Source organism: Paenibacillus graminis (assembly GCF_000758705.1).
GTDB lineage: Bacteria > Bacillota > Bacilli > Paenibacillales > Paenibacillaceae > Paenibacillus_AQ > Paenibacillus_AQ graminis.
In genome coordinates this window covers 3,274,017-3,288,555 of the sequence record NZ_CP009287.1, presented here as the reverse complement: position 1 = coordinate 3,288,555, position 14,539 = coordinate 3,274,017, and the positions used below count along the sequence as shown (strand labels likewise).

The following is a 14,539-nucleotide window of genomic DNA, read 5'->3' as shown; positions in this document are numbered from 1 at the left end:
CTGTACGGTCACTTACTTGTTGCCGAGTAGTTCATTAGCCTTAGCGTTCAACTTGTCAAGTTCCGTTTGGGTATCGGCACCGCCCACCGTGATCTGTTCGAACGAAGCCATAGCTGCTTTGGCAATTTCTTCATATTCAGTAACCATTGGGGCAGGACGGCTATTCTCAAGCTGTTTGCCGAAGGCTTGGATCATTGGATCTTTCAGAGCATCATTCTTCCAAGCAGCCTTAAGTGCAGGCATAGAGTTGGAGGTTTCATAGAATTTCAGCTGTGCATCCTGTTCAGCCATGAATGCAATGAACTTCGCGGCTTCATCCGGATTCTTACTGTAGTTGAAAATGGACAGGTCCGCACCGCCGATAGAGGAGGTATTGGTTTTCTTCGCAGGCAATGTGGTTACAGCCCATTTGCCGTCAATTTCCGGCGCTTTTTCCTTAACAGTCTGAATCATCCAAGGACCGCTGATGAACATCCCCATGGTGCCATCCTTAAATGCGGCAACGGTATCCAGATCCGTACCTTTAGGGGACAGCCCTTCATCGTAGAAGCTCTTCAGAAAATTAATCGTTTCCACATATGCCGGCTGGTTGAACTGTGGCTTACGGTTGCTGTCAATCAGTTCGCTTCCGTTCTGCCAGGCAAAGATTGCGGTGTAGATCGAATCCTTCGCTTCGATTGGAAGTGCATAATGTCCGGCTCCGCCTTTGGCTACCAGCTTCTTGCTCGCATCCTTGAGCTCATCCCAGGTCTTAGGACCTTCAGGATAACCAACGCCACCCAGCAAATCCGTGCGGTAGAACATGGCCCGGGTTTCAACATAGAAAGGAATAGCTACTGTCTTATCTTCATATTTGGTCGTTTGAACAGCTCCATCGAAAAAGTTCTCCGCTTTCATGCTTGGATATTTTTCGATATAAGGCGCCATATCCTTCAGCGCTCCGGCAGCCGCAAATTCAGGAATCCAGGTTGTACCCATTTGAACTACGTCCGGACCGTTCTTGGAAGCTACGGCAGTCAGCAATTTGTCATGTGCATTATCCCAAGGAATAGCTTGAACTTCCACTTTGATGCCGGGATTTTTTTCTTCATACATCTTGGCAATCGGTGTCACGGTGTCCGCAGTACCCATGAACCACACCTTCAATGTTTTGTTGTCGCCAGATGCTGAGTTATTATCGGAGTTTCCGCAACCTGCTGCAACCAACGAGAATCCCAATAAAGCTGAAGTAATCACTAAACCTGTTTTTTTCTTCATTCTCTTTCACCCCTGTTTTAGTGTGTGCATAAATTCAAAAACTATGATTTAAGCCCTTACATCGAAACGTTTCGATTAATTTCGAAAAAAAATTCGAGTTCAGCTGTGAATTTAACGATGGTTTTTAGAGCCCATAGTCAATAATAACCCAGATTAGGAGACTTCAAACCACTTTTTCTACAATTTTCCTCGAAAAGGAATAACTTTTCTAAAAATAATCGGTTGTTCGCGAAATCTGTTATCGAATCGTTTCGATAGCCCTATTATATGACTTGTTGTTAGCGATTTCAAGTAGGCCGCAAAAAAAATATTCTGATCATGCAGAAATGGCTTTGCATCCTTAGAGGAGAGCATCCGGTACATGTGCAAACGGCTCAACATATTTACCGTTGTACTAATCAGATAAGCCGGCTTCTCTTGGCCTCTATTTATTAATCATCACAGTGATATTGATCAACCCTTCCATTTCGTCTAAAGGTCCGGCAATCCACGGATACAAGTGGCCGTTCCGGTTTGATAGTGCAAACATTAAAAATAGCCGCCATTTCTGGCGGCAGTACATTAGCCTGGGCTGGAACGGAGCGGCTGCCGGCTGCCCTTACTTTTTATTGTAAATTTCAAGCTGAATATCCGGTTTGTCAAAGGACTCACGCTCTTTAATCTTCAGCACAAGCGACTCCGGATCATTCAGCCAACTGCTGGCGAACGCATATTCAAAACCGTCCTCCGTACCATTGCCTGAAACCGGACTGAGCTGTACGGGTTCCCCCTGAACCTTCGACGTTATTCCCTGAATAAGAGTACTCTCCATGATGCCTTCCCTGGTTTTCCAATTGTTCTCGGCCGGATTCTTCAAGGCTACTCTTGCCCGTATAAGAAGTGGAGACATTTCCACCTGACTAAGCACAACCTCATGCCCGTTTAAGGTGAACGGCAAATCTGGCTTCACGATCTGAGTCTTGTATTCCTGAAATTTGGGATCAAGCGCAAAGCGGACCTTCAAAACCGAAGAATAATGCATATCTGCCATGATTGTCCCTGTTTTCCTGTCGGCCAGCTTGCCGGGATTCACTGAAGCGATCCTGAATTCTGCCTCCAGCTGCTGCGGAAAAGGTTCCGTACGATCCAGCTCCACAACGCCGCGCCCGTAAAACACATGGTTTTTCTCCAGTTCGGGGATCGTCACATTGCCTCCCGTCTGAGTCGTGGTGTTCAGATAGCCGTTAGTTATACGATCTTTCATTTTTGCACTGTTAATGCTGTAAATCTCCTGCTTGTCATCGGTAGTGGCCGTGTATAAATACATAATCTTATTTTCGTCTGCCGTAACGGCATTTAGTGTAATCGTATATCCATTAGCTTCTGCCTTTTGATTCACCAGCTGAATGTACCCGTTTCGAATTGCCGAATCTAGCGTAGGCTCATCCAAACTGGATATGGCGTTCCCTTTGAACACTTCAAGCTCCCCCCAGTTCACTGACTGACGGGTGCTGACAGGCTGTGGAGCAGAGTGAAAATAAGGAAGGATAAAAAGTACGGCTGCGACAACTACGGCTGCGGCTGCACTGAATCCCATGCCCTTGGAGAACACACGTTTTTTCATTCTCTGCTGCCCCCGCTCCATCCCTGTTTGGATTGCCAGCCTTAAGGCGGAATTGCTAACCCCCTGGTCCTGATCCAGATCTGCCTGCATACGCAGTGCATCGGCCTGCAATGTTTGCTCTTCGCTGCTACTGATCATTCCATTCACCCCGGTTCTTCATAATCGTTCTAAGCTGCTTCAATCCTTTATGCTGCCAGGTTTTGATTGTTCCTTCCGGCTTCCTGAGCAATTCCGCGATTTCATTCAGAGTCATATCGTTGTAATACTTCAGCAACAGCACATGGCGGTATTTCGGCTTCACCTGCTCCACAGCCCACAGCATTGCCAGCTTGCTGCTGCTGTCCTGCATGACGGGTTCCCGCATCACTTCTTCCGGTGTCGGGACAGATCTTTTCCGCCTTCTTTGCTCGTCGATGCAGACATAGATCAGAATCCGGATCATCCACGATTTAAATGCCCCCGGGTCCTTCAGCGTAGCCCGCTTGATCCAGGCCCGGCAGGTTGCCTCCTGTACCGCCTCCAGCGCATCACTCCGGTTCCGCAAATAACTGTAGGCGATGCGGTACAGCTGATCGCTGTGCTCCATTACCGCATCATAAATGGCGTTATCCTCCCGCGGCACAGCACCGGTGAGTTTTTTCATTTCAGCCTCGGGACTGATCATCTGTTCCCCTCCTTGCTTATCTGTATAGGTTTAAGACGGGGAACCCGCCCAAACAGTTTTCGCAGAACCTAATTTATGTTTGTTTCAAATACACACATTAAGACTACAAATGTAACTGGTAAGTTAATTCGTTTAACTAAGCGGTCATTGAAGATATTTTATACAAAAAGCTATAATGCAATTGACTAGGTCGTGTCTGAAAACTAAAGAATCCTATGGTATGATATGAGAAAAACGAATGGTGAAACAAGCATGATTCCAAGACGGTACCAAATAACCGATGAACAGTGGGAACAAATAAAGGACATGTTCCTGCCCTATCAAACAGGAAGACCGTCGAAATTAAGCAATCGTACGATGTTTCACGCCTTTCTTTGGATTGCCCGAAGTGGTGCGGCATGGCGAGACTTGCCGGAAGAACGTTATGGTTCATGGAAAACGACCTACAGTCGTTTCTGCAGATGGAGAGACTCCGTTCGTGGCCGCCAGACGACTTAACTTCATGCCGTAGTCGATGGATTAGGCAACCCTCTAGCTTTTCTACTGACGGGTGGCAAGTTTATGATTCTGTTCCAGCGATCGAATTGCTTCAGGAGTTGGATATTACGGGAAGGCACATTCTTGGCGACAAAGCCTATGGCTCAGAAGCGATTCGGAACTGGATTACGACTAAACAGGCCACTTACACCACTCCGCCTAAAACGAATAGTCAACATCCATGGAAGGTCGATTGGTATCGGTACAAAGAACGCCACTTGGTTGAATGCTTTTTCAATAAAATCAAACACTTTCGCCGTGTGGCCACTCGTTACGATAAGTTGGCTAAGTCATTCCTCGCGTTTATATATAGCTTCCATTTTTAAATTGACTCAATGATAGTTTTCAGACACGCCCTAAATGACAATGTTAAAAAAAGTGGCGTAATGGCCTCCTCCTATGTAGGTGGGCTTAATAGTAGAGCCTTTATTCCGGTCATGAAGATCACGGCATGATTCAAGCGGTTCAGCGAGGAACCCTTACACTAGAGAAGCTGGAAGCTATGACCTTTGGTCGAATTTGGCGGCCTGCTCGGATATGCACCAGTTATAGCAGTAAACGGCTTTCACTGCGCGAACTTCGTTAATCGTGGCGGACGAATCCCAGCTCCAATTCATAGCTTTAAGAATTAATTGAAACCTCAAACAGCAAGTCCCTATTTCACTTCACTTAGGAGACTTGCTGTTTTTTTGTGTTAGTTGGTCAGTCGTAGAAAAAACTTTAGCAGAATGAAGAGGTATATCATTTGATATACCTCTTTATCCATCTTATTACAATCAAATCAAACAGTTTCCATTCTATTTGAACTGGAACCAAGTTAAATTTGCAACTGTGGTTGAATCTGACTTAACAAAAGTAACATATACAGTATGGGTTCCTACAGCTGTGCCGGCATTAAGCGAGATATTCTTGACTGACCATGTCTGCCACCCGCCTGTGCTTTCTGCCGTCCAATAACCCAGCATAGTGCCTGTAGGGCTATCCAAGTGGAATTCTATCCTTCCGCCGGAATTAGCGGATGCAACCTTCAAATCAATACTTGTTTTAGCTGTACTACCAAAGTCTACATTTTTAAATGCTATATAGTCGCCATTACTGCCTCCACCCACATCCAGCCCGCCATCAGTGCTTGCCTCATAGGAAATAACACCTGAACTAAGGTTATAGCCTTCCGCTTCAAATTTCAATGTGTTGAATTTTGGATCTGCAGCATAGCTGTTAGTATCTGTTATTTTCAATTCTGCCAATGTAGTTGCCGCAACTCCACCGACGCGAACATTGTTTAATGTCACTCCGGAGACAGTAGATGTGTCACTCCAACCCTTCATTACTGAAACTTCACCTAAAGCGCGTAAATTGATATTATTATAGACCACATTTTTTATCGGGCCGGTTTTTGCAGAAAGATCAAACCATCTGGAGTGAACACCGGATCTTGGCCAGAAGCCTTCAACATCTATATTGTCAAATATGATGTTTTGTGCTGCTGGAGTCCCATAGAGATGACCTACCGCTAAAGCGCGCCAGCATCTGTATACATAAGAGTTTTTAACAACTATGCCATCCTGAAGCTGTTTAACTCCATCTCCAACCTTGAATGCTCCACATCTGCTCCAAGCCAAAGCATCATCCACAACTACATTTGACTGGTTTTCAGGACTTCCAGGCCAGTTTGCAGCTATATCCGTAGTTGCTACATCCCATGTCTTAAATGAGTATGTGTCATCCTCCGATACTGCTACAGTGTGCTTTATTAGTACATTCTGGCTCTCTTGAATGTCTATTGCATCATTTTCATAATCAAGTTCATTGTTGTTGAAGTGCTTTGTATTCTGGAATGTTACGTTATTAGATCTTGTAACTATTGTAGCCCAGCCACCGCTGTCTCTTATGGTTATGCCGTCAACCGTGAAGTTGCTGCACTGCAAGGGTACAAGTATATTGTTCAAATAATTGTTTGTATTTCTCATATAATGGCCATTGCCGTCAATAGTCCCCCTGCCGTATATCTTAATATTATTTGCATTTGTTTCGGTATAAATAAACCATGTTCCATCCTTACCCAGAGAATTCTTATGAAAATGGGTAGTGTAATCGCTTGGATTTCCTGAACCCCTTATAACAGAACCACCCTCCAGATAAACCGAAACATTGCTTTTTAAAACAAGGTTTCCGCACTTATAAACTCCGGCTGGAACGTATACGATACCGCCACCTGCTGCGTTAGCCGCATTTATGGCGTTTTGTATTGCAGTTGTAGCCATAGCGGCACCGGTACTGTCGGCACCGTATTGAGTTTTAACATTGTATATACCTGTACCGGATGAAGCCGGAACATTGGTTTCAAGAGCATCTGCCGCAATAACCAGATCTTTCAGGTTATTGATTTTAACTATAAGATATGTTGGTGATGAAAGTGTAAATGTAAGTGTATTTCCGCTCTTTGTTGCAGTGATTCCCAAAGCTTTGGGAGAAATATTATAGGTATTGATTGTCTCGCTTGCTGTTATTGTGATTGTAGTAGTACCTGAAAAAGAGAAATTACAATAATTATAGTTTACAAATACCGCCGAAGTGTCGATTACCGGTATATTTGTAGAGTCTGCTGTTACCGTGTATTGATTGGTCGTGGTATAGCTCGATGGTAATGGATAGCTAACAACTGTAGCCGCGTTTGCTGACAAAGGAACGACAGGTAATAGACTGGCCATACAAATAATTAATAATGCACTTAATAATTTTAACTTTTTCAACATAATTAAACACCTCTTTCATATTTTTTTAGAAACACTCTGTCATCAGTGAATAATGATTTCACCAGTGATGCTCTATTACTCTTTTCATAAAGTCGACATATTCCTGTTCAGCTTCGGAAGTGGCAGAGTAATACTAACCTTTTCTGCATCAGCAAAGTTTCCTTTTAAAATACGGCCCCGGCTGCTGGATCTGGAGGACCCCCGCAAGGTGATCGGCATGAGCAGGCAGCCGCTGCTGGCACCGGAGACAGACTATGAGATTGGCAGGGGCTTCCGCAATCATGTGATTTTTCCGGGAGGATGATTCTGGAGGATGACGGCTAATTCCGGCGGTATAGCGCTTCTTCCAGGTGTCCTCCCAACCTTGCTTGCCACTGGCCGGGTCCACATCCACCGCATGGAAGGTGGTCAGCCAGCCCTTATCCGTCCGGACCGGAGGTGCGGCCGGGCCAATCTTGTCATTGGCAAACGGCACCTGCTCGACGGCGAGCAGTAGGCTGGAGTTGCCCCAATGCTTCAGGTCCGGCGACTCGGAGATCCAGGCATCGAAGCGGTCCCGGCCGCCGCGGCTGTATACCGTGAAGGGACGCTCCAGCCGGACATACTTGCCGCCGATCAACTCGGGAAACAGTACCATATTGCGCAGGTCCGGTGTAGACAGGCTGAGCACCTCGAAGTGTTCCAGATCATCGGTAACCTCAGAGATGTTATTAGCATACGCTTCATCATTGGTAGTTCCCCCTTATATATCCCTTCTGTATTCGCTTACAACCTGATTATAGACGGATTGGCGCATCCGGATAAGGCGGGTAAGCCCACATTAAGGGCAGATTTCTGCAGCAGCTTTATACAGAGAAGGGAGGCCACCTCCGCCCTGCGGACATGCCTCCCCTGCGCATTCTTATTCTTTTCCAAGATAATGCAGTTTGAAGTCGGACGGGGTCATGCCGGTATATTTCTTGAACACCTCACTGAAATAGCGCCTGTGCTCATACCCGAGATCCTGGGCGATCTCCTGAACCTGCCGGCCGCCGATCAGCATCGCCTTGGCCTTCTCCATCTTCTCATACATCACATACTGCTGAAACGAAATCCCCTGCACCTTCTTGAACAGATTGGAGAAATACCCCTGGCTGAGGTTAATCTGCTTCGCCACCTGCTCCAGCGACAGCCCCGTATCCAGATGGCTATCGATATAAGCGGCGGCCTGGCGGATAATCCGCGTGGACTCCAGGGAACGGGCCTCCGTAACCAGCGCACAGGCCTCCCGGCACAGCCCGGACAGCAGGTCCCGGATATCCTGCAGGGAAGGTCAAGGACTGTACCAGGAGTTGCATGAATTGCTTTAAATCATCAGACGTCATTTTTGGGTAATCTAAAATGATATATTGGAAGAATGTATAGTTTCGATTTAGGATGTAATAGAAAGTCATTAAGCCGAGTGCTATAGCGAAAATGGTTCTTATAATATCTAGGATGTGTCTGAAAACTAAATAACATGGTAAAATTTGAGAGAACGAATGGGGCGTCAAGCATGATTCAAAGACGGTACGAAATAAGCGATGATCAGTGGGAACAAATTAAGGGCATGTTTCCACCCTACAAAACAGGACGTCCGATAAAATTAAGTGAAAGAACCATGTTTAACGCTTTTCTATGGATTGCTCGAAGTGGTGCTGCCTGGCGCGATCTACCGGAGGAACGCTATGGTTCATGGAAAACGGTCTACAGTCGCTTCTGCAAGTGGCGAGATACCGGACTGCTTGTCGCGATCTTCCAAACTCTTCAGGTCGAACCTGACTTTGAAAACTTGAGCATTGATTCTACATCGGTCAAAGCCCATCAACATAGTGCTGGTGCTAAAAAAACGCTCCAGGACACGAAGTGAATCAGCACATCGGCGTCAGTCGTGGCGGAAAGACAACCAAACTTCTCTAGACTGAAAATAAAGTATTAGACTCGGAAAATAAAGTAGTAGTTTGAGAAAATAATGTATTAGACTGACGGTGTTTGATTAAGCTAACGGGCAGGATTGCGTGGAGAGCCAACAAAAAGTAAATATTTACATTTAAAAACGTATGTTCTAAAATATAATATGGAACTTAATACATAGGAGGCTCATGTATATGATAAATCGAATTTCAACACCATTTAGTTATTCATCTGCTGTTGCGGCTGGTGACTATGTGTTTCTCGGATTACATCGGGGTTTTGGACAGAGCTTTACAGAACAGATTCACAATACTTTCTCACACTTAAAAGAGACTCTTAGTCAACTTGATGTACCACTGGATAATGTTGTTAAGGTGAATGTATACCTAAAGTACATTAAGGACTTACCTGAAATGGAACAGGTTTTTTGTGAGTATTTTGAAAAGGATAAATTCCCTGCTAGAATGACATCTACGACAGAGTTTTTTGACTCTGATTGTCTTATGATGATTGACGGAATAGCATACAAAGGATTGAACTAACGAGAGAATAAAAGAAATCCAGCCAGGTTATTTATATCAATTATATGGAGGTCTGATATGCAAGGAAGAATGTAACCTTCCCAAGGCATTGGTTCTTTAGGAGCAGATGGCTGAGCTGTATCCTCACGAATGGCTTGCATGGTCCTCAAGAGGAGACTGCATGGCAAAACTTTGCAGATATGACGAAGCAATAGAATATTACGCAAAAGGTTACGAACTACAGCCAAATCCAAAATATACAGATTCATTGATAGCAATTTATCATATATATGTAATTCAAGGAAAATATGATAAGGCCATTGAAAAGCTCCAAGAAATAATTGCACGCTTGGAAAGCGATTGGCAGATTACAGAAGGCAAGACCGTTGATTTTGATGTAGGAGAAATCGAAAATTTAAAGATTATGCTGAATGAATAAACATAAATTTTTTTAATACTAACTCCTTTGAAAATGCCAAGCCGCTTGCCAGGTACCATCAGAGATGTAATAAAACTTTTGTTGAACTGAATTAGATGCGATTCTAGCATATCCCCAAAAAAAGGCTGCAAAGCCCACCCTCAGGTGAGTTTGCAGCCTCGTTATTGTACATAGAGGGCAGGATTGCATTTTCCCTACAACACCCAGTTCCCTTTGCGGAAGACCGGTTCGATGGTGCCATCAGCTAATTCGCCGTCGATATCGAGCTCAGCAGAACCGACCATAAAGTCAACATGCGTCAGGCTTACATTGGCTCCCCGTTCCAGCAGCTCTTCGCTGCGGAGTGAGGTTCCGCCTTCGATATTTGCCGGATACGCACTGCCAAGCGCAAAGTGGCAGGAAGCATTTTCGTCGATTCCGGTGTTATAAAATACTCTATTCAGGCGTGAAATTGGAGAATCATGCGGCACCAGCGCCACTTCCCCCAGATAAGAAGCACCTTCATCCGTTTCCAGCAGTGAAGTTAAATGCTCCCGGCCGGATTCAGCATCATAAGCCGTGACTTTGCCGTCCGTGAACGTAATTTTAATGCCATCCACAAGCCGTCCGTTCAAATTAAGCGGAAGCGTACTGCTGACGGTACCATTAACTCCCTTGCGGTGCGGCATGGTGTAGACTTCTTCGGTCGGCATATTGGCTACAAAATACACTCCGCTTGCATTTTCGCCGCCGCCGCCGCGCCAGAGATGTCCTTCCGGAAGCTCCACATGCAGATCCGTTCCCGGAGCGCGGTAATGCAGACTTTTATAGCGTTTGGCATTCATCCGGTCTTGGGATTTCTTGAGGTCGGCTATATGTCCGCGCCAGGCGGCTACGGGGTCGCCACTGCCCACGCGGTTCATCTGGAATATCGCTTCCCACATCGCAGGCACCCGCTCCTCCTCCGCAAGATCCGCAAAGACCTTATCCGCCCATGCCTTCGTCGGCGCCTTGATCAGCGACCAGCTGATTTTGTTGTTGCGGGTATAGTTCTGGTACTTTTTGCGGGCAACGGCTGCAGCTTTTACTGCAGTGGATACCTTGGCGGAATCAACGCCCCGGAACAGTTCCGGATCAGGTACCTTAATATGTAAAATAGCTCCGCCCTCTTCCGCGAAGCCCTCCAGCATATCGGCCTGCCACTGCGGATAATATCCAAAGGAGTCCTCTGCTGCCTTCTCATAGCGAATTCTTGTTACTTTTTCGTCATCCCAATCCACAAGCACATATTTGGCTCCTGCTTCATAGGCTTTGCCTACAATCAGGCGGGTAAGCTCTGCCGTCTCCAGCGGCGAATGAATCATCAGCACTTGGCCCGGCTGCACATTCACTCCGACCTTCACAACCAGGTCCGCATATTTCTCCAGCATCCTATCAAAATCCATCATCGCTTCATTTCCTCCGTATCTTTGATTGCTGTGCTGCCCCATGCAAACATCCCCGTTGCCGAAGCATTCAGGGATTCGTATCCATTGCCATTTTAACGTAAAATACACGGGGTTGCGAGTACAATCCGTATCTTCTCTTATCCGCCCGGACCGGATAACCGCCCCGCAGGCTTAATGAAGCTGAACCGGGCGCCGCCGAGCGGTGAGCTTGTATAGGTTAGTTCAGCATCCATATTCGCGGCAATCTGCCGGCAAATCGCCAGGCCGAGGCCTGTAACCCCGTTGGGTCCGGTGTAAAACCGCTGGAATACCGCTTCCTTCTCCGCTTCACTTAATCCATTGCCGTCATCGTCAATATGAATTGCCCAGTCGGCACCGGGGTAACCGGCTTCGATTTGCACACGAATTTGACTCGAAGTATGCCTAACAGCATTTTGCAGCAAATTCACCAGAACCTGAAACAACTGTTCTCCGGCGGCAACGGTCAACAGGCTCTCCCCCTCCACCTTCAGTACGACCCCCCGCGCATTTGCCGCCGGCATGAGTAGCAACGCCGCTTCTTCCGCCATCGTGTGAAGATCAATTTCCGATGTGGGCCAATGTTCATCGACCGCCTCAAGCCTGGAAAGCTGCAGCAGCTTGTCCACCATGTCAATCAAACGCATAGACTGTGTCAAAATAACATCCAGTCCCGTCTCTTGCGGAACGACCTGGTCTTGAATCGCGTACACAAAACCGTGAATCGACATCAGCGGCGTCTTCAGCTCATGTGAGACATTCTGCAGAAACTCAACCTGATTGCGCTGATGCTGCTGAATGCGTTCGGACATGGACTGAAAGGTTGTAATCAACTCGCCGATTTCTGTGGTGTCTCCCACCGGAAAGAAAGCATCCTGCGAACGGTAAGGCTCATAGCGGCCCACCGCTTCCTTCAAACGGTTCAATGGGCGGACCACGCGCGACACGGTCAGCAGTCCGATTGCCAGGATCATAAAGAAGCTGAACCCGATCGCCAGCAGCGTCGTTCTCATCAAAGACCCGTAGAGCGCTCTGAGCGAGGAGAGCGGAGCATAGATAAAGATAGAATAAGGCCGGCCCGACAGGCGCTCCTTAGTGTAAAGTATTTTCTTGCCATGCAGTACCGCTATGCCCTGCCTCCCGGAGAGGGCATAACGGAAGGTGGTTCCCACCCCTTTGTCGTCGTTTGTATCGATAATTTTATTGCTTGCATCAAGAATAAGATAGTCTGCATTCAGCATCATACCCTTGACCACATACTTGAATTCCGTGTTGTTCAGCCTGGAGATGTCGCTGTCCTGCAATATTTTTTCCGCCTTTTCCGCCTGACCATGCAGTTGAGCTTTGACTTGATTCACCAGGATATCGTCAATCAGGCGCACGAACAGAGCTACGGTGATACCGACCGTAACCACAAGCGCCAGAATAAAAGACAGCAGCATCTTGCCTCTTATGGTACGCATCTATATTTTGCTCACGGTCGCTTTATAGCCAAAACCCCAGACCGTATTAATTAGAAGTGAAGATCCGTGCTCGGCAAGCTTTTTACGGATTCTTTTGACAAGATCATCCACAACACGGACATCTCCAAAAAAATCGTAATTCCATACATGCTGGATAAGCTGCTCCCGGCCGAAGGGCCGCTCGATATGCGACGCCAGAAACAGCAGCAGCTCGAACTCGCGCGAGGTCAGGCTGATTTCCGTTCCATCCACGGTAGCTCGGCGATAATCGGCATCAATCTCCAGATTTCCCGCATGGCATATATTATCCGGCTTGGTCGGAGCTGCGGGGTCGCCTGGGGCGCCATTGCCCAATCTATACAAGCGCAGCATCGCCTTTACCCTCCCCACCAGCTCCCGCGGATTGAACGGCTTGCTCAGAAAATCGCTGCAGCCCAGCTCCAGCCCGTGAATACGGTCGCTTTCTTCGCCGCGCGCAGAGATCATAATAATGGGAATCTCGGTAAACGACCGCAATTCCGTGAGCAAAGACAGCCCGTCAATACCAGGCATCATGATATCCAGGATCAGACATTCCGGTTCTTCGGAGCGCACATATTCCACCAGATTAGCCCCGCTGGAAAAAGAAGTCACCTCATAGGCTTCCTTGCGCAAATATTCAGAGAGCAGCTGTAAAATGAAAAGGTCATCGTCTACCACTACTATTGTGCTCACCGCCAAGTCACTCTGCCTTTCTATCTAAACCTATTATATATACAGGGTAACATAATAGACAAAAGACGGGAAACCCGCATGCGGTCCCGTCTTGGTTACAGATGTACTTTGAAGCTGAACAGCCTGTTTCAGAACACAAAGCCGATGAGTTATTTCTTCTTGGATTTCACAGCCGGAGCGGCGGTTGTTGTCTTTGCGGCCGGTTTGGCGGTTGTCTTCACGACTGGTTTTTTAACAGCCGGCTTGGCTGCTGTCTTCACCGCTGTTTTCTTAACAGCCGGTTTGGCTGCTGTCTTCACCGCTGTTTTCTTAACAGCCGGTTTGGCTGCTGTCTTCACCGCTGCTTTCTTAACAGCCGGTTTGGCTGCTGTCTTCACCGCTGTTTTCTTAACAGCCGGCTTGGCTGCTGTCTTCACCGCTGTTTTCTTAACAGCCGGCTTGGCTGCTTTTGCCGTTGTTTTGCTTACGGACGGTTTAGCTGTTGTTTTTGCCGAGTGGCTGGCGGTAACGGCAGGTGCGGAATGCTTCATGGCAGGTGCGGCAGCTTGTGCAGATGTGAGAGTTTTGGCAGCAGGTGCAGCCGCCTTGGATACAATCGTTGTCTTGACTGGTGCCGACGCCGCAAATGCACTGGCAGAGCCGCCCACCACACTCATCACAGCTACTAATGCGATTGCTTTTCTTGTCCATTTGTTATTCATCTTGAATCACCTCTTCCTTTGAAGTGACTTTAGAATAACAATTGGATACGGATATTCTGTGAGATAAATATGAAAAAAGTATATGATTGTACACCTGCCCAGCATTGATCCTTCCTACTTCTTATCCACCTGCAGAAGAGTCACTGTCTTAAGCGCATACGTATGGGCGATTTTGCCTTCATCGATAATGTTCAGCTTGGACAGGCTGGCGATCTTGGCCGGGTCAGCTTTGGAGAGCAGCCGCCAGACCTCCGGATCGGATAACGTCTGAAACAGCTTGTCGTCATCGTATTCTTTGCGGTTTTGCGTAATCAGCTTGACCCTGTAGCCGCCAATTTCACTGTCCGCCTCCCCTTTTTCCGTGCAATAGGCCAGGATGTCTTGCCGAAGCTCGCTGAGCTCCTTTTCCATTTCCTTCAGCTTGGCTTTTAGTTTGTAATATTGCTGAACTTTCTTCTCCATACTGCTTCACGCTCCTCTCCAGACATATGTATGCCGGATTGGCCC

12 protein-coding genes and 4 pseudogenes are annotated in these 14,539 nt (G+C 47.0%); 5 read left to right on the top strand and 11 right to left on the bottom strand.

Annotation, left to right across the window (positions count from 1 at the left end; translation table 11 throughout):
• Positions 1-12: 12 nt before the first annotated feature.
• The 3 genes from PGRAT_RS13600 to PGRAT_RS13590 all read right to left on the bottom strand — a co-directional run bounded on the left by PGRAT_RS13600 (position 13) and on the right by PGRAT_RS13590 (position 3,524).
• Complete coding sequence (locus tag PGRAT_RS13600) at positions 13-1,257, bottom strand: sugar ABC transporter substrate-binding protein (RefSeq protein ID WP_025709132.1); 1,245 nt, start codon at positions 1,255-1,257, stop codon at positions 13-15.
• A 598-nt stretch (positions 1,258-1,855) separates the two neighbouring features.
• Positions 1,856-2,998: a DUF4179 domain-containing protein gene (locus tag PGRAT_RS13595; protein WP_025709133.1), complete on the bottom strand. Its 1,143-nt coding sequence runs from the start codon at positions 2,996-2,998 to the stop codon at positions 1,856-1,858.
• Entirely contained in the window at positions 2,988-3,524 is a 537-nt protein-coding gene (locus PGRAT_RS13590; RefSeq protein WP_025709134.1) for a sigma-70 family RNA polymerase sigma factor, read from the bottom strand. The genes PGRAT_RS13595 and PGRAT_RS13590 overlap by 11 nt, the downstream gene beginning before the upstream one ends.
• Before the next feature lie 225 nt (positions 3,525-3,749).
• Here PGRAT_RS13590 and PGRAT_RS32385 point away from each other — a divergent pair.
• Both PGRAT_RS32385 and PGRAT_RS34335 read left to right on the top strand, forming a co-directional pair.
• Positions 3,750-4,387, top strand: a pseudogene (locus tag PGRAT_RS32385) (IS5 family transposase).
• Positions 4,388-4,417: 30 nt separating this feature from the next.
• A pseudogene (locus tag PGRAT_RS34335) lies at positions 4,418-4,693 on the top strand (DUF711 family protein); the annotation flags it as partial.
• Positions 4,694-4,858: 165 nt separating this feature from the next.
• Here PGRAT_RS34335 and PGRAT_RS13580 read toward each other — a convergent pair.
• The 3 genes and pseudogenes from PGRAT_RS13580 to PGRAT_RS34325 all read right to left on the bottom strand — a co-directional run bounded on the left by PGRAT_RS13580 (position 4,859) and on the right by PGRAT_RS34325 (position 8,000).
• Positions 4,859-6,817, bottom strand: a complete 1,959-nt coding sequence (locus tag PGRAT_RS13580) for a carbohydrate-binding protein (protein WP_167337227.1) — start codon at positions 6,815-6,817, stop codon at positions 4,859-4,861.
• A gap of 322 nt (positions 6,818-7,139) precedes the next feature.
• A pseudogene (locus tag PGRAT_RS13575) lies at positions 7,140-7,514 on the bottom strand (glycoside hydrolase family 130 protein); the annotation flags it as partial.
• Positions 7,515-7,718: 204 nt separating this feature from the next.
• On the bottom strand, positions 7,719-8,000 hold the full coding sequence (locus tag PGRAT_RS34325; RefSeq protein WP_272945701.1) for a helix-turn-helix transcriptional regulator: 282 nt from the start codon (positions 7,998-8,000) through the stop codon (positions 7,719-7,721).
• Between the two features lie 351 nt (positions 8,001-8,351).
• Between PGRAT_RS34325 and PGRAT_RS13565 the strand changes: the two are divergent.
• The 3 genes and pseudogenes from PGRAT_RS13565 to PGRAT_RS13555 all read left to right on the top strand — a co-directional run.
• A pseudogene (locus PGRAT_RS13565) lies at positions 8,352-8,749 on the top strand (IS5 family transposase); the annotation flags it as partial.
• Between the two features lie 194 nt (positions 8,750-8,943).
• Positions 8,944-9,291, top strand: coding sequence for a RidA family protein (locus PGRAT_RS13560; RefSeq protein WP_025703580.1), 348 nt, complete (start codon positions 8,944-8,946; stop codon positions 9,289-9,291).
• Positions 9,292-9,397: 106 nt separating this feature from the next.
• Positions 9,398-9,709 (top strand): tetratricopeptide repeat protein, encoded by a 312-nt coding sequence (locus PGRAT_RS13555; protein ID WP_081758576.1) that lies wholly within the window; start codon positions 9,398-9,400, stop codon positions 9,707-9,709.
• A 194-nt stretch (positions 9,710-9,903) separates the two neighbouring features.
• Here the strand turns inward: PGRAT_RS13555 and PGRAT_RS13550 are convergent, their stop codons facing one another.
• From PGRAT_RS13550 to PGRAT_RS13530, 5 genes are all read right to left on the bottom strand, one after another.
• Positions 9,904-11,136, bottom strand: coding sequence for an aminopeptidase (locus tag PGRAT_RS13550; protein ID WP_025703578.1), 1,233 nt, complete (start codon positions 11,134-11,136; stop codon positions 9,904-9,906).
• Positions 11,137-11,273: 137 nt separating this feature from the next.
• Positions 11,274-12,617, bottom strand: coding sequence for a sensor histidine kinase (locus PGRAT_RS13545; protein WP_025703577.1), 1,344 nt, complete (start codon positions 12,615-12,617; stop codon positions 11,274-11,276).
• Entirely contained in the window at positions 12,618-13,331 is a 714-nt protein-coding gene (locus PGRAT_RS13540) for a response regulator transcription factor (RefSeq protein ID WP_025703576.1), read from the bottom strand. It abuts the gene before it with no gap.
• A 149-nt stretch (positions 13,332-13,480) separates the two neighbouring features.
• Positions 13,481-14,032 carry a hypothetical protein gene (locus PGRAT_RS33215; protein WP_052415714.1) on the bottom strand — a complete coding sequence of 184 codons (552 nt, stop codon included), beginning with the start codon at positions 14,030-14,032 and terminating at the stop codon, positions 13,481-13,483.
• 114 nt (positions 14,033-14,146) lie between these two features.
• Positions 14,147-14,494 (bottom strand): hypothetical protein, encoded by a 348-nt coding sequence (locus tag PGRAT_RS13530; RefSeq protein ID WP_025704201.1) that lies wholly within the window; start codon positions 14,492-14,494, stop codon positions 14,147-14,149.
• Positions 14,495-14,539: the final 45 nt, after the last annotated feature.